General features: G+C 55.9%; 18 protein-coding genes. 10 read left to right on the plus strand and 8 right to left on the minus strand.

Annotation, left to right across the window (positions count from 1 at the left end; genetic code table 11):
* Nucleotides 1–54: 54 nt before the first annotated feature.
* The gene (locus SHEW_RS14715; RefSeq protein WP_011866648.1) at nt 55–1,587 is read right to left on the minus strand and encodes a M17 family metallopeptidase; all 1,533 of its coding nucleotides are present in this window, start codon (nt 1,585–1,587) and stop codon (nt 55–57) included.
* A gap of 423 nt (nt 1,588–2,010) precedes the next feature.
* Here SHEW_RS14715 and SHEW_RS14720 point away from each other — a divergent pair, with 423 nt between their 5' ends.
* Nucleotides 2,011–3,471, plus strand: a complete 1,461-nt coding sequence (locus SHEW_RS14720; RefSeq protein ID WP_011866649.1) for an aminoacyl-histidine dipeptidase — start codon at nt 2,011–2,013, stop codon at nt 3,469–3,471.
* 553 nt (nt 3,472–4,024) lie between these two features.
* Here SHEW_RS14720 and SHEW_RS14725 read toward each other — a convergent pair.
* The 6 genes from SHEW_RS14725 to SHEW_RS14750 all read right to left on the minus strand — a co-directional run bounded on the left by SHEW_RS14725 (nt 4,025) and on the right by SHEW_RS14750 (nt 8,998).
* A complete protein-coding gene (locus SHEW_RS14725) occupies nt 4,025–4,384 on the minus strand; it encodes a hypothetical protein (protein ID WP_011866650.1) in 360 nt (119 codons plus the stop codon).
* 26 nt (nt 4,385–4,410) lie between these two features.
* Complete coding sequence (locus tag SHEW_RS14730; protein ID WP_011866651.1) at nt 4,411–4,908, minus strand: hypothetical protein; 498 nt, start codon at nt 4,906–4,908, stop codon at nt 4,411–4,413.
* Nucleotides 4,909–5,032: 124 nt separating this feature from the next.
* Nucleotides 5,033–5,494, minus strand: a complete 462-nt coding sequence (locus SHEW_RS14735; protein ID WP_011866652.1) for a hypothetical protein — start codon at nt 5,492–5,494, stop codon at nt 5,033–5,035.
* Between the two features lie 640 nt (nt 5,495–6,134).
* Nucleotides 6,135–6,461, minus strand: a complete 327-nt coding sequence (locus tag SHEW_RS14740) for a hypothetical protein (RefSeq protein ID WP_150099972.1) — start codon at nt 6,459–6,461, stop codon at nt 6,135–6,137.
* Nucleotides 6,462–6,550: 89 nt separating this feature from the next.
* Nucleotides 6,551–7,204, minus strand: coding sequence for a DJ-1/PfpI family protein (locus SHEW_RS14745; RefSeq protein ID WP_011866653.1), 654 nt, complete (start codon nt 7,202–7,204; stop codon nt 6,551–6,553).
* Between the two features lie 897 nt (nt 7,205–8,101).
* Nucleotides 8,102–8,998, minus strand: a complete 897-nt coding sequence (locus SHEW_RS14750; protein ID WP_011866654.1) for a LysR family transcriptional regulator — start codon at nt 8,996–8,998, stop codon at nt 8,102–8,104.
* Nucleotides 8,999–9,185: 187 nt separating this feature from the next.
* Here SHEW_RS14750 and SHEW_RS14755 point away from each other — a divergent pair, with 187 nt between their 5' ends.
* The 7 genes from SHEW_RS14755 to SHEW_RS14785 are packed head-to-tail and all read left to right on the plus strand — an operon-like array spanning nt 9,186 to nt 17,065.
* Nucleotides 9,186–10,370 (plus strand): acetyl-CoA C-acyltransferase, encoded by a 1,185-nt coding sequence (locus SHEW_RS14755; RefSeq protein WP_011866655.1) that lies wholly within the window; start codon nt 9,186–9,188, stop codon nt 10,368–10,370.
* A gap of 20 nt (nt 10,371–10,390) precedes the next feature.
* On the plus strand, nt 10,391–11,065 hold the full coding sequence (locus SHEW_RS14760; protein WP_011866656.1) for a histidine phosphatase family protein: 675 nt from the start codon (nt 10,391–10,393) through the stop codon (nt 11,063–11,065).
* An 11-nt stretch (nt 11,066–11,076) separates the two neighbouring features.
* The gene (locus tag SHEW_RS14765) at nt 11,077–12,339 is read left to right on the plus strand and encodes an acyl-CoA dehydrogenase family protein (RefSeq protein WP_049766536.1); all 1,263 of its coding nucleotides are present in this window, start codon (nt 11,077–11,079) and stop codon (nt 12,337–12,339) included.
* The gene (locus SHEW_RS14770) at nt 12,336–13,373 is read left to right on the plus strand and encodes a phosphotransferase family protein (RefSeq protein ID WP_011866658.1); all 1,038 of its coding nucleotides are present in this window, start codon (nt 12,336–12,338) and stop codon (nt 13,371–13,373) included. The genes SHEW_RS14765 and SHEW_RS14770 overlap by 4 nt, the downstream gene beginning before the upstream one ends.
* A gap of 4 nt (nt 13,374–13,377) precedes the next feature.
* Nucleotides 13,378–14,145, plus strand: coding sequence for an SDR family oxidoreductase (locus tag SHEW_RS14775; protein ID WP_011866659.1), 768 nt, complete (start codon nt 13,378–13,380; stop codon nt 14,143–14,145).
* A 14-nt stretch (nt 14,146–14,159) separates the two neighbouring features.
* Nucleotides 14,160–14,906 (plus strand): SDR family NAD(P)-dependent oxidoreductase, encoded by a 747-nt coding sequence (locus tag SHEW_RS14780; RefSeq protein WP_011866660.1) that lies wholly within the window; start codon nt 14,160–14,162, stop codon nt 14,904–14,906.
* A gap of 32 nt (nt 14,907–14,938) precedes the next feature.
* Entirely contained in the window at nt 14,939–17,065 is a 2,127-nt protein-coding gene (locus SHEW_RS14785) for a 3-hydroxyacyl-CoA dehydrogenase NAD-binding domain-containing protein (RefSeq protein WP_011866661.1), read from the plus strand.
* 171 nt (nt 17,066–17,236) lie between these two features.
* Here SHEW_RS14785 and SHEW_RS20155 read toward each other — a convergent pair whose 3' ends face one another.
* Nucleotides 17,237–18,001 (minus strand): TetR family transcriptional regulator, encoded by a 765-nt coding sequence (locus tag SHEW_RS20155; RefSeq protein ID WP_011866662.1) that lies wholly within the window; start codon nt 17,999–18,001, stop codon nt 17,237–17,239.
* A 534-nt stretch (nt 18,002–18,535) separates the two neighbouring features.
* On the opposite strand from SHEW_RS20155, the gene SHEW_RS14795 reads away from it, so the two are divergent.
* Nucleotides 18,536–20,245, plus strand: coding sequence for an AMP-binding protein (locus SHEW_RS14795; protein ID WP_011866663.1), 1,710 nt, complete (start codon nt 18,536–18,538; stop codon nt 20,243–20,245).
* Nucleotides 20,242–23,526: a carboxyl transferase domain-containing protein gene (locus SHEW_RS14800; RefSeq protein WP_011866664.1), complete on the plus strand. Its 3,285-nt coding sequence runs from the start codon at nt 20,242–20,244 to the stop codon at nt 23,524–23,526. The genes SHEW_RS14795 and SHEW_RS14800 overlap by 4 nt, the downstream gene beginning before the upstream one ends.
* Nucleotides 23,527–24,046: the final 520 nt, after the last annotated feature.

Here is a 24,046-nt window from a genome sequence, read left to right on the forward strand (position 1 = left end):
CCTATGCTTGCCCCGGTCAAATTTTGCGCCCAGCTAGGCTAGGGTCTGCTTGGTTCAGCCGCGTATCAGCTGACACAAACTGACAAGTGGCGCCGCGGTAGGCGTGCCATAAAGGGGGTCACCCTCGGTCGCACTACCGGCAATATCCACATGGGTATAGGCCAGCGGCTTGTCGCTCGTCAGGCCATGGGCCTCCAGCCCTGAGGCTTTCAGCAGGAAGGCCGCCGGATACTGATGACCCCTGGCCGTCACAGAGGAAGGCGCGTTGTTGGACGACAACACATCCGCCGCGCCAGAAGGATCGACAATCTTCTGATAATCGTCACGGCGCAGGCGCGATACTTCTATCGGCTCACCCCAGGCCTCGCTGATCGTCTGCAGGCTATCACCCACCTGCTGCTGACGCGCCACGGCATTTTCAACCACGGCAGTATAGCCGCCGTAGGCGCGCACCACATGGCCGGTCAGAGTCGCTACCGAGAAGAGCTGCGGCGCCACGGCGTCCTGGGCCTTGAGTCTGAGGTGCGATAGCAGATCCGCCAGCACCAAGCGCCCCTCGGCGTCTGTATTACCGATACGCACCCGCACACCGGCGTGGCTGGTGATGATCTCGTCGGTCACGAACGCCTCGCTGCCTATGCTGTTACGCACCAGGCCAAGCTCGGCCACCACACGAACGCCCTTAGGTTTCAGCAGGGCCAGTGTCTTCATCAGACCTGCAACCGCGGCCGCGCCGCCCTTGTCGCGGCTCATCCCCGCCATGGCGCCGCCAACCTTAAGGTCGGCCCCGCCCGTGTCATACACCACGCCCTTACCGGCAAAGAAGTAGCTGCGCTCGATAGGCCCCTCGGCCTTATATTCCAGCTTGACCACTCTAGGCTGATGCCTTGATACCGCAAAAGAGGCGCGGCCCACGGCGCTCAGCAGCGGATAGTCACGCTCCAGCACGTCTCTGTCTTCGACCACAGACATGGTCAAGTCCAGCCCCTCAAGCGCATCGACACAGTACTGGGCAAAAGCTGGCGCTGACATGCGCTCTGGCTCTGTGCCGCAAAGGTCGCGCGCCAGGTGTTTACCCGCCTCGATGGCGCAGAGCAGTTCACCTGCCTTATCGTCCACCAGCAGGCCTATTTGCGAGATGTTGTCCATCTCGCCCAGTACCTCGCGGCGCTCCAGCGACTGCCATAACGCCTGGGCGCAACCCAGCGCGGCAACCCCCATGGACTGCGCATATCTCGCCTGAGTCGATGGCGTGACGATCAGCAGCGGGCGTCTTGCGCCGGCATCGAAGGCCACTTTTATGCCTTGGCGAGCGGCGTCGCTATAGCCGCGCACATCCTGAATATCGCTGTCGCCATCTGCCACCGGCGCCACAATCAGGCGCCCACCGGCCAGCCCGGGGGCAAACAATAGTGTGGTCGAGCGCCCTACCCTGGCATCCACCTGGGCGCCATGGCTGGCGAGCATGGCCAGCTCCTCCTGGGCGATGGCGTCTAGGCCATGGGTTACTAGCACCACGGCATCCCACTGGTTATCGTCAAAAATGGCTTCTGAATCTGTTACATCTATAAATTGAACCCCGGTCATGCCTCATCCTTTTCATCTAGCGGTTTTTCGGTCTTAGCCGAATCAACTGGCACCTATATAAGCCATACAAGCGCCCTGAGCTTTGACAGATCTTTGCCTGCCTATCGTGAATATCAACCTCTCACTAAAAACAATACTAACCCCTGCCATCTCTGTAAGGCCGCTTACCCAAGGTTTGAGGGTTGGGTTAAGGCCATGTCCAGCAAGGTTAAATCGCCGTGAGTGTTGGCATTATTCTCCTATCTGGCGCCAATGCCAAATGAAAATAATGATGTCGCCCCCTAAGGCGCCTTTTGGCGGGTGGCAACTTAGTATGACACTTGATGCATCCCCGCCCGCTTTCATGCCCCCGCACCACTAGAGTCTATGATAGACTATCGCCAAATTAGACCTCAAAGACCTTTATTACAGAGGAGTTTGTCCGTGAGCACATTAAGTCAATTGCAACCTCAGGCACTTTGGCAGTGGTTTGAACAGATCTGCGCCATTCCCCACCCTTCCAAGCATGAGCAGGCGCTAAGCCAATACATCCAAAACTGGGCCAAAGACAAACAACTCAGCGTTGTCGAAGACAAGGTCGGTAACCTAATCATCAAGAAGCCGGCAACCCCTGGCATGGAAAACCGCAAGATCGTGGCCCTGCAGGCGCACATCGACATGGTGCCGCAGAAAAACGCCGACAAGGTGCATGACTTCGAGAAAGATCCTATCGAAGCCTATGTAGACGGCGAGTGGGTTAAGGCCAAGGGCACCACCCTAGGCTCAGACAACGGCATCGGCATGGCATCGGTCCTGGCGATCCTCGGCAGCGACGACATCCCTCACGGCCCGCTGGAAGTGCTGCTGACCATAGATGAAGAAGCTGGCATGACAGGTGCCTTCGGTCTGGAAGCCGGTTACCTTGACGCCGAGATCCTGATCAACACAGACTCAGAGCAGGAAGGCGAGATCTACATGGGCTGCGCCGGCGGCGTCGATGCCCAGATCACTGTACCTATGGTATGGCAGGCGGCCGAGCCTAGCCTGTCGACCTACACCCTAACACTCTCAGGACTTAAGGGCGGTCACTCAGGGGTGAACATTCACCTGGGTCGTGGCAACGCCAACAAGCTGTTGGCCCGCTTCCTGTTTAACCACGCCGACGAGCTGGCACTGGAGCTGACCAACTTCAGCGGCGGTTCGCTGCGTAACGCCATCCCACGTGAGGCCAGCGTCAGCTTCATGCTGCCAAGCGAAAACCTGCCACGCCTGGAAACCCTGATCCAGGAATATACAGATCTGGTGCGTCAGGAACTGGCCATCGCCGACCCTGACATGCTGCTGACCCTCAGCGAGATCCCGGCCGCAACTCAGGTGATGAGCGAAGCCACCCAGCAGACACTGATCGACCTGCTAAACGCCTGCCCTAACGGCGTGATGCGCATGAGCGATGAGATCCAAGGAGTGACCGAAACCTCGCTCAACGTTGGCGTGATCACCACAGAAGCCGAATCGGTAAGCATCCTCTGCCTCATCCGCTCGCTAATCGACTCGGGCCGCGAAGAGGTCGAAGGCTACCTCACCGCCCTGAGCAACCTGGCCGGTGCCGAAGTAGAATTCAGCGGCGCCTACCCTGGCTGGAAGCCAGACAGCAGCTCACCTGTGATGGCGATTGTGAAAGACACCTACGAGTCTATCTACAACAAGGAACCCGTCATCATGGTGATCCACGCGGGTCTGGAGTGTGGCCTGTTCAAGAAGCCTTACCCAGAGATGGATATGGTTTCCATTGGCCCCACCATCCGCTTCCCACACAGCCCAGATGAGATGGTGTTAATCGAAACCGTCGAGCAATACTGGAAGCTACTCCTCGCCGTGCTGGAACGTATTCCAGAAAAAGCATAATAGATAGCGTAACTAGGTAACTGATGAGAAAAGGCGTCTAACAAGACGCCTTTTTTGTTGGCGAAATTTAGGGAGTCTCCTTCGTAAAGGTACAATTTAATGCCTTAGCGTAATAGAGCACGCCTTGATTTGAGCCTCTACCAGACTCTGGCATTTGAAAGGTTATGGAATGTCACCACTTCATGGTGTATCAATTGCCTGCAGCATGCCTTTCGTGCAAACACATTTGTGACACGCTGCTAGCATCCTTGTGAGCTCCACGAGAGCATCTGACCTCCAAGGATGGAGGGAATGCCAAAAAATGTCAGGAACATTTTTGGCCATGCCTCGGAAGGTCACAAATGTATTTACACCGAGTTATCAGTCTTCGATTTGGCCTTTACTTGTATCATCCGAAAATCAAAAGCTAAATCATTTTTGGACATTTCTGCGTTAGGACTTTTGCTCTACTATGTGAGTTTAAATTTAATATTTCTATGGCTAACGCCCACATAAAAGGCGCGCCGTCAGGCGCGTCCAGCGTAACGAAGTGGAGCGATTTTTGATGTATTTGTTAGGTGTTTGCGACATATATTCTCGGTTTGGGTGAATAATACACCCTAAATTCAGTATCGATGTTCTTGGCATTGCAATATACCCGAATAACTTGCTCCTCGCTCCATGCTTGGAACGAAATTGCAGTGATATACTCCTGGTAGATGTTGAAAACAACTATGCCGTTGGAAATTAATTTGGCGCTGAATGAGATATTTCCAAATGGAGAGTGCGTAACAATTAGCTGAGACCCGTCTTCGTATGCATAGATATATGAAAACAAACCTTCATCCGGGTCGTTTTCATCAGATAGCCCAAAACCTCTCTCGAAGAACTCAAGCTCATCTGGATAGTCATAATTCACTGCGATATTTACCATGTGCTATGAGTACACCTAACGCCAAGCTAAGCGGCGCGCGTTAGCGCGTCCTTGCTTGAGCTTTTTGTTATACGTTTTTCCCACTGGATATGAGCTTCAATGATTCTCAAGGTTATTTTCTTTTCTAGAATTGCTAAAAACTGTAGTAAGTACATCGGAGTAAATAGCATCAGTGGGACTAATTGATGCTTGATTCCTGCGACCTCTTGCTTCGGATATACCAAAAACATAATCACGGCAAAAAACATATAAAGTATGGCAACCGTTGCTATGCTCCAATATCTTGCGATTGCCCAATTAACTCTAACTTCATGCTGTCTATTCCGTTTAACTGCTTTCAGCATTCGCAATTTTAACCTGCGAGAAAGCAAATCTCCGTAAGCTGGAATTTTACTTGAAATACTTCTGAATACATTTGGAATCCAGCTAAACAGCAACTTTGTTAGCAAGATGCCTACAAGAACAAAAAATACTCCTGTAAACCACCATGAGGGATCATTCAAATTTTTTAATATTTGGTCCATGAGATTCCTTTACGTATAACGTTCGAATAACGGGCGTTTACTTACCAAAACTGATTGAAACACCTAAATCACAGCGTTTCTATGAAATAATGCGCCACGAGTAAACGTCCCGTTCATTCGCTTGTTATATTTTTTTCAGCAAAACTCCAAGTTCTTTAAATGCTAGACTACCAGAAAACCAGAATCGGCCATATGACTCGCCACCATCGAGGTAAATTTCCGAATTTTGAACCTCTTTTACCTGATAGATAAGCGAATCAATTTCGGTGTAGTACTTTTCAGTACTCTGCAAAGTTCGGACTCTGTGCAAGAGGCTTAGTAACTCAGACAAAATCCAGCGAGCATCGTCCACACTTGCGGGTCGAAGTTTCTGCTCTGCTTTCCACCTAGCTTCGATTGCGTCAGCTTCTCTTAAATAACTGTCATCGAAATCATTAGTTTCAGAGTTTGGCCAAAATGTATGTATAAGACCACCTATGCCTGCGACTAGTCCAATTGCTGGTTCAAATCCCGGTTCGAAGTACAACCACACCCCAAACCCAATAACACTTATAAATGAAAACGCACCAACGACTTTTTGCTTCACTTAAACCTCTAAAAATATAACGCTTATTAGCGAGAATGCCGCCTATGTAAATCACTTGCTACTAATGTACATCGCGGCAAACTTTTTTAACTATCTGAAATTTATATCAATAACAGCATTACATAACAAGGAGAAAATAAGCAGCCCGAAAACAAAGAGAGACTTCATTTAACGAGACCTCCACAACTCCCTATTAAATGGCTGATGCTCAGTTTTTACTAAATTTAATCAATTAGTTACGAATTTTCAAAAAACAAAGCGAGAATCTCAAGATTACATAGTAGGAAGCGAAAGGGGCGCTTTTTTGCAAAATCCCATTATACCTGTATAGATGCGCAATCTAGCGAGTAGAGTTTGGCAACCTGCCGAACACTCATCTAGCCCTCCTACTCACATCAAATGAAGCCAAGTCGAAGAGACGTTAGATATCCAGTGTAAACACGTTTTTGGCCCTCGGCGGCATGGACGCCGTCGTGGAGCGTATAGGGATATATTCACAGCGAGCCAAAAACGTGTTTGCACATAAGCCCACCGCAGGTGATAGATAACCATGAAGCTACAACCTTCAATCGCCTCTCCAGCATCCATGCAGGTCTGAAGGCGTACAGCCTGTCACCAAATGCTATTCAAACAGGACGCCCTAATGACTCCCCTGTTTGTTCCATTTACGAATGATATTTCCATGCTTATCACGCCAACCTTCAATTTCGGGAGTTGAAAGAAGGTAAGCATGAAAAGTAATGATTCCGAGTGTTTTACGAATTCTCTCGGCCCAAACACCACCCGCAATAGCACCGACACCAGCTGTGCCGTAACAGACATTTAAGGCCGTTTCGAAGTCAAAAAGATAAAATCCAAATACACTCAACATACAAAAAATTGCGGTTGCAGAAAGTACGATTTGAAAGTACAGCCATGCAAAGATTAACCAAGCGGTTAGATCTAGATAGCCTTCCAGTGGTTTCATGATTAATTGCTTCAGAAAATTCATATAACTCCATTTATTTACTTCTGAATCTTACGCTTACCAGCTAACGCCTAAGCGCACCTTACTCCCTAAACCACCAAAGACTCGGCATCACTCTCACACGCTGAGCGATACTCATAGGCGGATTCCGCCGATTGGATAGTCTCGGAAATAAGCGTTTCGAATATCTCCATTTGCCCTGCGGGGATCAACTGATTCTGGATCTGTTTGCGTTTCACCGAATCGAACAGACGCTCGGCTAACCAGCCCACTAGATAGAGGAGAGAAAGACAACCACCAGCGGTTGCTATATTCCCCTCTATCACCAGGGGTAGATCCTGAACATCACCGCCCATACCTTGTAGAACCGCCTTAGCATCAGGGTTTGTCGTTAGCTTCTTCCCCTTCAGTAACCCCAGCTCATGAAGCACAAAGGAACCCGCACATATAGAGCCAATCAACTGCCTGCTCGGGTCGAGTTTTAAGGCAGACATAAAATTCTCATCTTGCAGCGCCGCGGGAATACCGCGGTAACCACTGGTTATGAGAACGACATCTTGCTCCTTTACCTCAGACACATGGCCGTCAGTCTTCACTGTCATCCCTAGCTGCGAATGATGTTCGGGTTTAGTGCCGAGTATCCTGACTGTCCAGCTATCAGATGTTCTTCCCAGCAAGTCATTCATCAGAAAGAAATCTACATCGGTAAAGTCATCAAACAACACGATGCCAACTTTATACATAATCCCTGTACCCTTAACCACATTACTCTGAATCGAATCACGCCTTACTGTTAATTAGCTATATCTATGTAGCCGCAAGCTAGCGTGAACATCAAAGAGGCGACACCCAGCCGCCTAAAAACCAATTTATTCAATAGCGGCAATTGGTTATCAGAGTTATATCTCACAAACAACGAAGAAAGCACTCAAAAAAACCGAGCCTCCCCCAGTTCAAACCCAGATATCGAAAAATTCAGCCTTACGACTTATTCAATCAAGAGCGCCACACCGGGCAGGTGTTAGATGGCGATGAAGGTACGACCTTCAACTCATTTAATAAATGAGCATCTCGTTAAATGCTAATCAAAAAAACTTTTGGAAAGCCGAACCTTCATTCCGAGGCCAACACACTTTAGGGCAAAACCAAGTTAGCTGTTGTTCTTCTTTCTGAACCAAATACAGCCAAATCGAAGAGACGTTAGATATCCAGTGTAAACACGTTTTTGGCCCTCGGCGGCATGGACGCCGTCGTGGAGCGTATAGGGATATATTCACAGCGAGCCAAAAACGTGTTTGCACATAAGCCCACCGCAGGTGATAGATAACCATGAAGCTACAACCTTCAATCGCCTCTCCAGCATCCATGCAGGTCTGAAGACGTACAGCGTGTCACAAAATGTATTTGCACATACGTCGTTCCTTCACATCTGACCCATAGGGATTTGGGAAATGTCGGCCTGATGTCGGGAGCATCACTGACCCTGTGACCACGGCATTGGTACTTCCATGTACGGCACCCGCCGGGCAGGCGTTAGATAAAGATGAAGGTGTGACCTTCAACCTTTCAGCCAATAAACAAGGTGGTCAAGGCAATAACTAGATTTCACCACCAAAAATGGCAGGCGAACATTCGCCAAACTACCCCTGTCCCTGCATCAAGGCAGTAATAAACTCCCGCAACCAGCGGTTGGCGTTATCCTGATCGGCGCTGCGATGCCAGTAGAGATGCCACTCTATCGGCTCCACCTCAAAGGGCAGCTTAAGCACCTTAAGGTCGGTATTTTTCGCCAGGCTCTCGGGGACTGTGGTCGCCAGATTCGTCTCGGCCACCAGCTTGGGCGCGGCCTGGTGATGCTTGGTGCGTACCTGGATGTTGCGATGCTTGCCGAGACGGTTTAGCGCCGCATCGACATAACCTACCCCCTGACGGCGGCTGGAAACATGAACATGGGATAGGGCCAAATACTGCTCCAGGCTCAGGGTGTCGCCAACCTCAGGATGATCCTTCCTCACCAGGCAGACATAGGGCACAGTAACCAGTGGATGATGGTAAAGGTCGGGATGGGTCACTATGGGGGCGTCGATGGCCAGGTCCAGCCTGCCGGAGACAAACTCCTTGAGCATCTCCTCTCGCGATACCGGGTAGCTGGAGATAGACAGCCTGGGCGCATGCACCTGCAAGGCGGCAAGCAATGATGGCAACATGGTCTCTTCGGTCACATCGAACATCCCCAGCTGAAAGTGATGCTCCGCAAGTAGGGGGTCGAAGCTGTCCCCAAGGTGCATGCTGCTGCTCAGCAACTTAAGGGCTTCACGCACCTGGCCTATCATATTTTCTGCCACGGGCGTGGGCATCATGGCCTTGGGAGTGCGGATAAACAGGGGGTCGTTGAGGCTGGTTCGCAGCCGGCTCAGGGCATTGCTGACCGCGGGTTGAGTGATACAGAGGCGCTCGGCTGCCCGGGTGAGGTTGCGCTCGGTGTAGATGGCGTCGAACACCACAAACAGATTTAAATCAACATTTTGTAGACGCATTGGCGCTCCCATCGGCAGCTGGTTATATACATCACATGAATAACAAGGTATCAAAATAATAAAGTACGTAAATATTAGTACAGCCACTATACTTTTTTCAACGCAAAGATCGCCAACGGGCGGTCTAAACCATTATTAAAGATGCGAGGATTGAGCATCAATCCGTCACTAGTTTAGGGAGCCCAAGATGAGAGAAGCCGTAATCGTATCCACCGCCCGCACCGGGATGGCAAAGTCATTTCGCGGATCGTTAAACAACACCAAGTCCCCAACCATGCTGGGTCACTGCATCAAGCAAGCCGTCCAGCGCGCCGGGGTCGAGGGCGGCGAGATAGATGATGCCATCATGGGCACAGTGCTCACCGCCGGCACCGCCGGGATGAACATCGCCCGTAACGCCGTGCTGGCCGCCGGCCTGCCCAATACCGTCTCGGCCCAGACCATAGACCGTCAATGCTCATCGGGCTTGATGGCCATCGGCATGGCCGCGAAACAGATCATCGTCGATCAACAGCAGATAGTGGTTGCCGGCGGCCAGGAAAACATCACCGCCGTACAGAATGAATATATGAAGTGGGCCGCCGATAACGCCGACCCCAACGTGATGCAATTCGAGCCCCACGCCTACATGCCAATGCTGAAGACCGCCGAGCATGTGGCCAAGGTCTATGGCGTCAGCCGCGAGGCTCAGGACATCTACGCCTTGATGTCGCAGCAGCGCACCGCGGCCGCCCAGGAGGCCGGCTACTTCGACGACGAAATCGTGCCCTTCACCACCACCATGGCGATTCAGGACCGCGAGACCAAGGCGATCTCCTACCAGCAGGTAACTCTTGACCGCGACGAGTGTAACCGCCCATCGACCACCATGGAGAGCCTGCAAAATCTGGCGCCTGTGATCGAAGGTGGCTTCATTACCGCGGGTAACGCCAGCCAGCTCAGCGACGGCGCCTCCGCCTGTGTGGTGATGGAACGTAAACTGGCCGAGCAGCGTGGCCTGGCGCCACTTGGCATCTACCGCGGCATTGCGGTAGCCGGCTGCGCGCCGGAAGAGATGGGCATAGGCCCCATCTACGCCATCCCTAAGCTGCTGAAACAGCACGGTCTGACCATAGACGATATCGGACTGTGGGAGATCAACGAGGCCTTCGCGGTGCAGGCGCTCTACTGCCGCGACCACCTGGGGATCGATCCCGCCCGCTACAACGTCAACGGCGGCGGCATCTCTATCGGCCACCCCTACGGCATGACAGGCTCGCGTCTGGTGGGCCATGCGCTCATCGAAGGCAAGCGCCGCGGCGTCAAATATGTGGTCGTCGGTATGTGTATCGGCGGCGGCATGGGCGCGGCCGGCCTGTTCGAAGTCGCCTAACAAGACGCGGCACCAGACTGATGGCAGCGCTCTATCTTATCCGGCACGGTCAGGCCTCCTTTGGCAGCGCCAACTATGATCAACTCTCAAACCTGGGCACCCAGCAGTGCCTCTGGTTGGGTGAGTACCTCAAAGAGCGCAGTATCCGCTTCGAGCGCATCATCTGCGGCGATATGGCGCGCCATCGCCAGTCGGCCGAGGCGATCTGCCAAGGGCTTGGGCACCGCCTCGAATTTGAATGCCACCCTGGCTTCAATGAGTTTGACTTTATGACCCTACTGAAAGGCTTCGGCGAGGCAAACCCGCAGCACGCCATCAAAGATTGGCGCAATCACCGCGAGGTGTATTCCTGCCTCAGGCTCGCCATGTTGGCCTGGTCGGAGAACGCCCTGCCCGCCGAGGTGCCGCTAGAAAGCTGGCAGGCCTTTCAGCAGCGGGTGGCCGACGGACTGGATTTTGCCCGCCGCCAGCCCAAGGGCAACACTCTGGTTGCCACCTCAGGCGGCGCCATCAGCATCGCCCTGAGCCAAATCATGGGCTTTGGCGCCCAGACGGTGGTGAACCTGAATTTGCAGAGCAAGAACTCGGGGATCACCCACTGTTATTTCTCTGACAGCGCCACCTATGTTACCGGCATCAATGCCACCCCCCATCTGGATCGTCCAGATCGATGGGATTCGGTCAGTTACAGCTAAAGGAATCTACCATGAACTTCGAATTCTCACCCAAAGTACAAGCGCTGCGCGAACGTCTGCTGGCCTTCATGGATGAGCACATCTACCCCAACGAATCCCTGTGGGAACAACAGGTCGAAGAAGGCGATCGCTGGGAGTCACCGGCTATCCTGGCCGAGCTGAAGGCCAAGGCCAAAGACGCCGGCCTGTGGAACCTCTTCCTGCCCCAAGTCTACGGCGAGTTCAGCCCAGGCCTGACTAACCTTGAATATGCGCCCCTGGCGGAGATCATGGGCCGGGTCTACTGGGCCTCGGAGGTCTTTAACTGCAGCGCGCCGGACACGGGCAACATGGAGGTACTGGCCCGCTATGGGAACAAAGAGCAACAGGAACGCTGGTTGCAGCCCCTGCTAAATGGCGAGATCCGCTCGGCCTTCTCCATGACTGAACCCGATGTCGCCTCCTCAGATGCCACCAACGTCGAGACCTCCATCGTCCGCGACGGCGACGAGTATGTGATCAACGGCCGCAAGTGGTATATCTCAGGCGCCTGTAACAATCACACCCAGATCCATATCGTGATGGGCAAGACAGACCCCGATAACAGCAACAAATACATTCAGCAGTCTATGATACTTGTGCCGGCCAACACTCCAGGGGTCAAGGTCGTACGCCCCATGAAGGTATTTGGCTATGACGATGCCCCCGAGGGCCATGCAGAGGTGATTTACGACAATGTCCGCGTGCCGGTAAGCAACATGCTGCTGGGTGAAGGACGCGGCTTCGAAATCGCCCAGGGGCGCCTCGGCCCCGGCCGTATTCACCACTGCATGCGCACCGTGGGCCTGGCCCAGCGCGCGCTGGAGCAGATGTGTGAGCGGGCCGAGACCCGCATCGCCTTCGGCAAGCCGCTGAGCAAGCAACAATCTGTGCGTGAAGCCATCGCCAAGTCGGCCTGCGAGGTCGAGCAGGCACGCCTGCTGACCCTCAAGGCCGCAGCCAAAATGGACCAGGGCGGCAACAAGGCCGCGAAAGATCTGATCGCCATGATCAAGATTGTCGCCCCCAACATGGGCTGCGCCGTCATCGACCGCGCCATTCAGCTCCACGGCGGCGGTGGTCTGAGCCAGGACTTCTTCCTGGCCAAGGCCTACACGATAACCCGCTCCATCCGTCTGGCGGACGGCCCGGATCAGGTGCATATGATGCAGCTGGGTCGCAACCTGGCCCGCGACGTTCACGCCCAAAACCTGGCTGCCCAACATCCAGCAAAACCTGTGGGAGCCGTATCATGAGCCGCGCCGTGGAAAACCTGGACCTCGATACCCTGCAGCCCTATCTCGAGGCCCATGTTGCCGGCTTTAAGGGGCCAATGCAGGTCGAGAAGTTTGCCGGCGGCCAGTCTAACCCCACCTTCAAGCTGACGACGGCGTCCGGCACCTATGTGCTGCGCCGCCAGCCGCCGGGCAAGCTGCTCAAATCCGCCCACGCGGTGGATCGTGAGTATCGTGTGCTCAAGGCACTGGCCGACACAGATGTGCCGGTAGCCAAGGTGTATCACCTGTGTGAAGACACCGGCATCATAGGCTCAATGTTCTACCTGATGGAATATTGCGAGGGCCGCATCTATTGGGACGCCGCCCTGCCAGAGGTGGGCCGCGAGGAGCGTGGCCAGCTGTACGACGAGATGAACCGGGTATTAGCGGCGCTGCACAACGTCGATATCGACAAGGTGGGGCTTAGCGATTACGGCCGGCCCGGCAACTACTTCCAGCGCCAGTTCGACCGCTGGAGCAGCCAATACCGCGCCTCGCAGACCGATCATATCGAGGCGATGGAAGCCTTGATGACCTGGCTGGGTAATAACATTCCCGAGGATGATGGCCGGGTGTCCTTGGTCCACGGCGACTACCGACTGGACAACCTGATGTTCCACCCAACTGAGCCAAAAGCCGTCGCCCTGCTGGACTGGGAGCTCTCGACCCTGGGCCACCCCTTTGCCGATCTTGGCTATCTCTGCATGCAGATGCGCATGCCCGCCATAGGCACAGTGTCTGGCCTTCGCGGCAAAGATCTGGCCGAGCTTGGGATCCCTGATGAGCAGGCCTATGTGAACAGCTACTGCCAGCGCACCGGCATAGACAAGATAGACAACTTCGGTTTCTACATCGCCTTTAGCTTCTTCCGCCTGGCCGCCATCATCCAGGGCGTCGCCAAGCGCGCCATAGATGGCAATGCCTCCAACAAGAACGCCGCCGAGCTGGGCCAACATGTGGGGCCGCTGGCGGAAATGGCGCAGGAAGCCATCGCCGATCAGATTAAGGAGTAACGCCATGGACAATAAATCACTGTTTGACCTAAGCGGGCGTATCGCCCTGGTAACCGGCGCCAGCCGCGGCATAGGCGCCGCCATCGCCGAGCTGTTGGCCGCCTATGGCGCCCATGTGATTGTCGCCAGCCGCAAGGCCGAAGGTTGCCAGACGGTGGCCGAGCAGATCATCGACAATGGCGGCAGCGCCGAGGCGATGGCCTGTCATGTGGGGGATCTCGAGGCCATCCAGGCCACCTTCGAGCAGATCCAGGCCAAACACGGCAGGCTGGATATCCTGGTCAACAACGCCGCCACCAACCCCTACTTCGGCCATATTCTCGATACGGATCTCAATGCCTTCAACAAGACCATGGAGGTGAACCTGAGGGGCTACTTCTTTATGTCGGTCACCGCGGGTCGCATGATGCGCGAGCAGGGCCACGGAGTGATCCTCAACACCGCCTCGGTCAATGCGCTTCAGCCCGGGGAGATGCAGGGGATCTACTCCATCAGCAAGGCGGCCGTGGTCAGCATGACTAAGGCCTTCGCCAAGGAGTGCGCGCCGCTTGGGATCCGCTGCAACGCCCTGCTGCCCGGTTTCACTAAGACCCAGTTTGCCGGCGCCCTGTTCAATAACGACAAGATCTATCAGCAGCTGATCGCCAGGATCCCCATGGGCCGCCACGCCGTGCCCAGCGAGATGGCCGGCGCCGTGCTCTATCTGGTCAGCGATGCCAGCAGCTACACCACAGGCGAGACCCTGGTGGTGGATGGCGGCCTGACGCTCTAACAGAGGAAGAATCAATGCAGTCGAATTTTGAAGGTAAGGTGGTGCTCATCACGGGCGCCGCCAGCGGTTTTGGCAAGCTCTTGGCCCAGCGTTTGGCCCCTCAGGGCGCCAAGCTGGTGCTGGGCGATATTAACGACACGGCGCTCGACGCCCTGTGCAGCGAGTTGGGCGAATGCGCGGTCGGTCTGCGCTGTGATGTCAGCATAGAGGCCGAACAGCTGGCCCTGGCTCAGCTGGCCGAAGAGAGCTTTGGCCGTCTGGATATCGCCATCAACAATGCCGGTATCTCGGCCCCCATGAAGAGCCTGCTAGCGACCACAGAGGCCGACATGGACCTTAGCTTCGCCATCAATACCAAGGGGGTGTTCTTCGGCATGAAGGCGCAGATCCCTCTGATGCAGAAACATAAATGTGGGGCGATTCTAAATGTTGCCTCCATGGCCGGCATTAACGGCGCCCCCAAGCTGACCCCTTATGTGGCCGCCAAGCATGCCGTGGTCGGCATTACCCGCACCGCGGCGCTGGAGTTTGCCGCCCAGGGGATCCAGGTCAACGCCATCTGCCCCTTCTTCACCCCAACGCCTATGGTGACCGAGGGGGTCGATCCCGCGCTAATCGAGCAGCTGACCCGCGCCGTGCCCATGCGCCGCCTGGCCGATCCAAACGAGGTGGTCAGCGCCATGCTGCACATGGTCAACCCGGACAACGGCTTTATGACCGGCCAGGCCATTGCCATCGATGGTGGCGTCTCTGCCATCTGATCCTCATTCACAACAATAACAAGGGTATCCCTATGACGAACGCCACCCTGTACCAAATTCATGGACGCACCGCCGTCATCATACTCAACCAGCCTCCTGTTAACAGCCTGGGGCTGGCGCTGCGCACCCACCTGCTGGCCGATCTCAAGAGAGCCGAAGCCGATGAGTCGGTGGACGCCATAGTGCTCGCCTCCTCGGGCAAGCTGTTTTGCGGCGGCGCCGACATCAGCGAGTTTTCTTCCGACGACGCCCTCGCCGAGCCCAACCTGCCTCAGGTATGCGATGCCCTCGAGGCCTCTCCTAAGCTGGTTGTTGCCGCCGTGAACGGCCTAGCGCTGGGCGGCGGTTGTGAGCTGACGCTGGCCTGCGACTATCGCATCGCCCTGCCTGCGGCCAAGCTGGGACTGCCCGAAGTTAATCTCGGTATCCTGCCCGGCGCCGGCGGCACCCAGCGTCTACCCCGCATCGGCGGCGTTCAGCTGGCCCTTGAGATGATCACCAGTGGTCGTCCCCTCGGCGCGGCGGCTATGCTGGATGCTGGCGTGATCGATAATTTGTATCAAGACGGCGGCAACTTCATTCAGGCCGCAGTCGACTTTGCCCAAGAGCTGGTCGCGCAGCACAAGCCTAAGCGCAGCTGCTTCGAGATGAGTGTCGATACCAGCAATATCAGCAGTGAGATCTTTAACGAATTTCGCGCCGCCATTGCCAGACGCAGCCGCGGCTATTACGCCCCCGAGCGCTGCATTCAGGCGGTGGAAGCGGCCTGTGAACTGCCACTGGCCGAGGGCCTCAAGCGTGAGCATCAGCTCTTCATGGAGTGCCTGGATACGCCCCAGGCCCGCGCCCAGCAACATCTGTTCTTCGCCGAGCGTGGCGTTGCCAAGATCCCTGGCATAAACCCTAAAACCACGGCGACCCGCGAGATCCGCAAGGTGGCGGTGATAGGCTCAGGCACCATGGGCGGCGGCATCGCCATGAACTTCATCAACGTGGGGATCCCCACCCAGATCCTGGACCTCAACGGCGAAGCCCTTGAACGTGGCCTTGGGGTGATCCGCAAGAATTACGAATACACCCTCAAGAAGGGCAAACTGAGTCAGGCCCAGCTCGATGAGCGCATGGCGCTGCTCAGCGGCACCACAGATTATGCCGACATCGCCGATGTCGACCTGGTGATCGAAGCCGTGTTCGAGAAGATGGAGATCAAGAAGCAGGTATTTAAGACCCTGGATGCCACCTGTAAGCCCGGCGCCATACTGGCCACCAACACCTCCACCCTGGACGTGGACGAGATAGCGGCGGAGACCTCCCGCCCTCAGGACGTGCTCGGCCTGCACTTCTTCAGCCCGGCGAACGTGATGAGGCTGCTGGAGATAGTGCGCGCTAACAAGACGGCGCCGGATGCCCTGCTCACTACTGTGCAGCTGGCACAGCGGATCAAGAAAGTCCCTGTGGTCTCTGGTGTCTGCTGGGGCTTTATCGGCAACCGGGCGACCGACTCTTACCTGCGTGAGTCCATGTCGCTGATCCTCGAAGGGGCGAGCCCGGCGCAGATAGACAAGGTACACACAGAGTTCGGCATGCCGATGGGGCTGCCCTCCATGGTCGACCTGGCCGGTATCGATGTGGGCATCCTCACCCGGGAAGATCGCAAGGCGTTCACCACAGATCTGGACCCCAGCCACTTCGCCATACTGCACAAGCTCTATGCCAAGCAGCGCTATGGTCAGAAGACGGGTCGCGGCCTCTATATTTATGAAGGGCGCGACAAGCAGGAAGATCCAGAGGTGCTTGAGCTGGCCGCCGAGGCCGCCAAGGAGTTCGGCGTGACCCGCCGCTCGCCAGAGCAGATAAGCGACCAGGAGATCCTCGAGCGCACCATCTACCCCATCATCAACGAAGGGGCGCGGATCCTGGAGGAAGGCATCGCCCTGCGGGCCAGCGATATCGATATCGTGCTGGCTTACGGCTTCGGTTTCCCCATCTTCCGTGGCGGCCCCATGCAGTATGCCGACGAGATAGGCCTGGAGAGGGTGCTAACGGCGCTGAACAAGTATCGCGACACCCTGGACAAGGGAGAGCTGTGGTTTAAGCCTGCGCCCCTGCTGGAGCGACTAGTGAAAGAAGGCAAGACCTTCGCCCAATACCAGGCTTAACTAGCGATTGGCGACCGGCCGTGTAGCTAACTCACGGCCAGTAAATATCAGCTGATAAACAAGGCGCGCCCTAGGGCGCGCTTTCGTCGTGATCGGATTTTGCCGAAGCTGGCTTTGCACCAAACAAGAATCAGCTATCACCAAGCTAAGTGCAAACCTGTCTGGTTCAGACTAGTTGCTGTCGGGCTGCAGGCCACGGAAGAAGATGGCCACCATCTCATCATAGGTGCGTTGATACAGCTCGCCACAGGCCTGCTCCTCAGGCATACAGAGCCAACGCTGCACTATGTCGATACGCAGCAGGTCATACATCTCACAGACGAGCTCTGGGGCGATATCGCCGCGTATGACCCCCTGCTCCTGCGCCCGCTTGACCCTGTCCATCCTCGGCTGGCGATATTCGGGCGGGAATAACAGATTCTTGCCTGCAGGCACCTGGGAGGAGTAATAGACGGAGGCGAAGAGATCCGTGTGGCGCATGATCATCTGCAGAATATGCCTGTGGGCGATCACCCACAGCTGAATCTCATTGAGGTTTGGCGGCACCAGCGCCGAACGCACATCGGTCACATTCTCCGTGGGTGACGGCCAGAGGTTAACCTGGCGCAACCAGCTCAGCAGTAGCTCCTCCAGCAACTGCGCCTTAGTGGGAAAGTAGTTGAAAAAGGTTTTCTGGCTAATGTTGGCCCGCGCCGCGATCTCATCGACCATCACCTCCTCGAAGGGCAAAGTCGAAAAGAGCTCCTCGGCGATAGCCAGTAGGGTTTGACGCATCTGCAGCTTCTTGCGCTCCCTGAGGCTCATCTCGGCTCTCTTACCCCCAGCCTTAACCTCAGCCTTAACCTCAGCCTTAACCTCAGCCTTACCTTTAACCTTCCCCTCAGCCTTACCTTCTGCCATGCCCTCTACCTTCCCCTCAGCCTTACCTTCTGCCATATCGTCCGCCACCTAAAACCTCACCTTGAGCGCGCTTCAAGTGAAAAACGCTTTTCTCGAAAACACTTTTCTTAAAAACGCTTTTTTTGAAAGCACACGAAAAATATCCCGGCATTCTAACTTACCTCCTTGATAAAACGAACTTTCGTTAGCGCGTCGCCAAGCCTGGTCCCCCTCAGAGATGTCACGTTCGCACCACCCTAAATGTAAATTAATTTAACAATAAGTCGTAAGTATTAACATCATAATTGACATATTTTTATAGTTACTGTAATTATACATTTGCTGTATAAGTAATGCCTAATGCCGAAATCCACAGATGGCTGCCGACCAAAATCATGGTCGAAACGGCCGCGGGATACGGTGTCGCAGCGTCAACAAGACTATAAGAAATTTCAAGCAGGACAGTTAATGGCTCCGGCTGCAAGGACTGGGTTGACTTGAATCGAATACGCCAGGTGGTGCCATAGGCTAATCACGGGTTAGCACGATATGACCGGCACCGGCCCATAACAACAATAGCGAGGCAGAAACATGAACGAGCAAACCTATCTCCAACAGGTCAAAGCACTCCAAGCGGCAAGATGGCCCAAAGGCACAACGCGGGAACCCATCTATCCTCATGGCGAAAAGCCGGTCACCGAGTATCTCTCTGCCTGGGCGAGACTCAACCCTACCAAGGTGGCCATCCAGTTCTACGGCTATGAGCTGACCTACGCCCAGTTGGATGAGATGAGCACCCGCTTTGCCAACGTCCTCAGAGGACTTGGCGTGGGCCAGGGTGACGGTGTTGCCGTGTTCATGCCCAACTGCCCGCAGTTTCACATCGCCTTTCTCGGCATCTTAAAGTGCGGCGCCGTGCACATGCCGGTGAGCCCACTGTCGAAAGAGATGGAACTACGCCACCAGCTGGGTGACAGTCAACCTAAGGTCGCCCTATGCTACGACGCCCTGCTGCCCACCATGCGTCCCGTCTGCCAGGAGCTGGGCATAGAGCACATCATCACCACCAGCTATACCGATGTCAGGCCCCGCGCCATCACCGCCGTGCTGCCTGATCTGTTTGAGATCCCCAAGACCCCCTTGGCAGATGGCATTATCGATTTCTTCGAGGCGATAGATAACGCGTCTAAGGAAGTGCTGGACTATATCCCGGCGCTGGACGATCTTGCGGCCATCAACTACACCAGCGGCACCACTGGCATGCCCAAGGGCGTGATGCACACCCACCGCAACATGATAGGCACCATGGCCTCTTACTATCCGGTCACCTTTGGCGAGGTCGGCCCCGAAGGCACAGATCTGGTGATGCTCAGCTTCCTGCCAGAGTTCTGGATTGCCGGCGAAGACACAGGCTTACTGCTCCCCCTGTATTCGGGCGCGACTCTGGTGTTGATGGCCCGCTGGGACACCAAGGCCTTTATGGAGCTGGTACACCACCACAAGGTCAATATGACCATCATGCTGATAGACAGCGTGGATGAGATCCTCAACCACCCTCATCTCCACCAATTCGACCTCACCTCGCTGACCACAGTGCCCTGCATCTCCTTCATCAAGAAACTCAACCGAGACTACCGTCAACGTTGGCGCGAGCTGACCGGCACCACACTGTTCGAGGTGGCCTATGGCATGACAGAGACCCACACCTGTGACACCTTCACCCGCGGCTTCCAGGTGGACGACATGGATCTCTCCTTCGACCCGGCATTCCTTGGCCTGCCCGTGCCCGGCACAGAGATCAAGATCTGCGACTTTGTCACCGGCGAGCTCATGCCCCTGGGCGTGGAAGGCGAGATTCAGATCCGCACCCCTACCCTGCTCAAGGGTTACTGGAATAAGCCAGATCTGAACAAAAACCTGTTTGAAGAGGGTGGCTGGTACCGCACCGGCGACCTGGGAATGATCACCGAGGAAGGCTTCTTCCGTTATCTGGGCCGCCGCAAGGAGATGCTCAAGGTCAACGGCATGAGCGTATTCCCCACCGAGGTGGAAAGCATGCTAGGCCAACATCCGGCCATCGCCTCATGCGGCGTCGTCGGTCGCCCCGACGAGCGCAAGGGGCAGGTGCCCGTGGCCTTCGTTACCCTAAAGCCGGGCTTCGATGAAACCCAAGAGTCCCTGCAGGCCTGGTGTGTGAATGCCATGGCCATCTTCAAGGTGCCGGAGATCCGCATCCAGGAGAGATTACCTATGACCGCCACCGGCAAGATCCGTAAGGTGGATCTGGAGAAAAGTTTATGACACGTGTTTTTAATCGGATCCTGATTGCCAATCGGGGTGAAATCGCTATCCGTATCGCACAGACCTGTGCCGATATGGGCATCGACAGCCTGGCAATCTACGCCGAAGACGACAGTCAGTCGCTACATACCAAGAAGGCTGATCAGGCGGTGGCCCTCAAGGGCCGCGGCGTCAAGGCGTACCTGGATATCGAGCAGCTGATTGCCGTGGCCAAGGCCCATGGGTGTGATGCCGTGCACCCCGGCTATGGCTTTCTGTCTGAAAACAGCAGCTTCTCAAAGCGCTGTCACGAGGAAGGGATCTGCTTCATCGGCTCATCGGCCGAATTGCTTGACTTGCTGGGCAACAAGGCTACCGCCCGGGAAACCGCCCTGCGCTCAGACACGCCGCTCACCGGCGGCATCAACAAGCCCTGCAGCCTGGAAGAGGTGCAAGCCTTCTTTACCAGCCTGGGTGATGGCGCCGCCGTGATGATCAAGGCCCTGGCCGGCGGTGGCGGGCGCGGCATGCGTCCCGTCAGCCGCTATGAGGATCTGGCCGAGGCCTATCGTCAATGCCGCGAGGAGGCGATCATCGCCTTTGGCAGCGGCGAGCTGTATGTGGAGCAACTGGTGCAACATGCCCGTCATATCGAGGTGCAGATCTTGGGCGACGGCACGGGCGCCGCGGTGCATGCCTGGGAGCGCGAGTGCACCCTGCAGCGCCGTAATCAGAAGCTGCTGGAGATCGCCCCCAGCCCGAGCCTTGACGACGCGACGCGCATGCCAATCATCGAGTCGGCATTGCAGCTGGCCAGCGACGTGAAATACCAGGGCCTTGGCACCTTCGAGTTCCTGCTGGATGCAGACGATCACAGCAAGTTCTACTTCATGGAGATCAACCCACGGATCCAGGTGGAGCACACCATCACCGAAGAGATCACCGGCCTGAACCTGGTCAAGTTACAGATATTGCTCGGAGCCGGTAAGACGCTGGCAGAGCTGTCACTGACTGAAGCGCCGATCAAACGCGGCTGCGCCATTCAGGCGCGCATCAATCTGGAGCAGATGCTGCCCGATGGCAGCACCAAGCCTGCCTCTGGGGTGATCAAGGCCTACCAGGTGCCTAACGGCCATAACGTGCGCGTGGATGACTACCTGTACGCAGGTTACAAGGTCAGCCCCAGCTACGACTCATTGGGCGCCAAGATCATCGCCAAGGGCGAAGACTTCAGCGCGGCGCTGAACAAGGTCTACCTCAGCCTCAAGGCGCTGAATATCGACGGGGTGCAGAGCAACAAGGCCCTACTGATGAACCTGCTGCAGCGTGAAGAGGTGCAGCACAACCGCCTCAGCACCCGCTTCGTCGAGGCGCACATGGCCGAGCTGTTGGCCGATGACGACCACCACGAGCACTTCTTCAACATCGCCAGCGACCAGCAAGAGACGGTGCAGGCGGTAAATATTCCCGCCGGCTGTGAGGGGGTCAAGTCTCCCACCGCAGGCGTACTGGTGCAGGTCAACATCGAATCTGGCGACGAGGTGTTCGCTGGCCAGGAGATCGCCGTCATCGAGGCGATGAAGATGGAGATCCCGGTAAAATCTGAACACGCAGGTATCGTCACCGAGGTGCTAACCGGCAATATCGGCGAGGTGATAGACGAGCATCAGATCCTGGCGGTGATTCAGCCGGGCGAGGTCTCAGTCACCGGCGGTCAGACCGAGATGGAGATCGATCTCGATTATATTCGCGCCAACTTAGCCGAGTTCTTCGACCGCCGCGACAAGACACTGGATGAGAGCCGCAGCGAGGCGGTGGCCAAGCGTCATAGCGAGGGCAAGCGCACCGCCCGGGAAAACCTTAACGATCTCCTCGACGAAGGCAGCTTTAACGAATACGGCCAGCTGGCCATCGCCGCCCAGCGGCAGAAGCATGCCATCGACAAGTTGGTGGAGATCAGCCCGGCCGACGGCAAGATCACCGGCATAGGCACGGTCAACGCCGATAGCTTCGGCGAGGAAGCCGCACGCTGCGCCGTGATGTCCTACGACTACACTGTCATGGCGGGCTCACAGGGCCTGGTCAACCATAAGAAGACCGACCGCCTGCTGGAACTCTGTAAGAAGTGGAAACTGCCACTGGTGATATTCGCCGAGGGGGCCGGTGGGCGCCCCTCGGATACCGACTACCCTGGTGTGGCCTTCCTGAACCTGCACACTTTCTCCTCCCTGGGCGAGTTGTCAGGTTTGGTGCCCACCGTGGGTATCGCCGCCGGTAACTGTTTTGCCGGTAACGCGGCCCTCTACGGCGTGTGTGACCTCACCATCGCCACCCGTCAGGCCAGCATTGGCATGGCGGGGCCGGCGATGATCGAAGGCGGTGGCCTAGGCGTCTTCAAACCCGAAGAGGTGGGGCCGCCGTCGGTACTCAGTCCTAACGGGGTGATCGACATCCTGGTTGAGGATGAGGCCGAGGCGGTTGCGGTCACCAAGAAGTACCTCTCCTACTTCCAAGGGGATCTGAGCGAATGGCAAGTGGCGGATCAGCGCAGATTGCGCCATCTGATCCCCGAGAACCGCATGGCCATCTATGACATTCGTGAAGTGATCGACACCCTGTGTGACAAGGACTCGGTATTGGAGCTAAGGCGCGAGTTTGCCAAGAATATGATCACCGCCATGGTGCGTATCGAGGGCAAGGCCTACGGCCTGTACGCCAACGACCCACGCTTCCTCGGCGGCGCCATAGATGCCGATGCCGGCGACAAACTGGCCCGCTTTATTCAGCTGTGTGACGCCCATGATATTCCTATGATCTCCCTGTGCGACACCCCGGGCTTCATGGTGGGCCCTGAGTCGGAAAAACGCGCCACTGTCCGCCATATCTCCCGCCTCTTCGTCCACGGCGCCAACAGCACTGTACCTCTGTTCGCCCTGGTGCTGCGTAAGGGCTACGGCCTGGGTGTCATGGGGATGACGGGTGGCGGCTTCACCGCACCTGTGTTTACCGCCTCCTGGCCAAGTGGCGAGTTTGGTGCCATGGGCATAGAGGGTGCTGTGCGTATCGCGGCCAAGCGACAGCTGGAGGCGATAGCCGATCCAGATGAGCGCGAGGCCACCTTTAAGGCCATGGTCGATAAGCTCTACAGCCACGGCAGCGCCATCAATACCGCCAGCTATCTGGAGCTGGATGCGGTGATCGACCCCATGGAGTCCCGCGACTGGATCGTTCGCGGTCTGGCCTGCCTGCCAAAACCCGAGAAGCGCAGCGGCAAGAAACGTAACTGTATCGATACCTGGTAAAGCCCAAGGCTGTCAAACAACTCATTTTACCGGTATCAGATAAGCCCAAAGCCAGTCTGTGCGACGCACAGGCTGGCTTTTTTTATCCCTGTTTTATAGCGGCTAACCTCCTCTATGACGGTCCTGTCACAGCCCTTCCCAATCGTCTCCTAACCGGCTCACTAAGCAGCGACAAGCAGCGCTAGGCGCCCTGAGGCTGCCCCTAAGCCGATCGAGTGCAACCGGGCAATACAGCGTCTCAACGACACAGAAAGCGCGCAGAGAAGAGGCTGAGCAAGCAGAGAACGCTGAGAAAGGCATGCAGCGATTCGATGAGGCGCAGATAGGAGAAGCAGGGATTCGAGTTAAAGAGCAGAAGAGAACGAGCTGGAGAGAAAGAGCAAGAGATAAGGAGCAGAAGGTAAAAAAATGCCAGCCTGAGATCCCTCTCGACTGGCATTGCTACTGGTTCTGACGTTAAAACTGATATTGCTATCGGCTATCTAAGACCCATGCCTTAGACAGCCCTAGCGTGCCCCCT

It is taken from the genome of Shewanella loihica PV-4, assembly GCF_000016065.1.
In the GTDB taxonomy this organism is placed as follows: domain Bacteria; phylum Pseudomonadota; class Gammaproteobacteria; order Enterobacterales; family Shewanellaceae; genus Shewanella; species Shewanella loihica.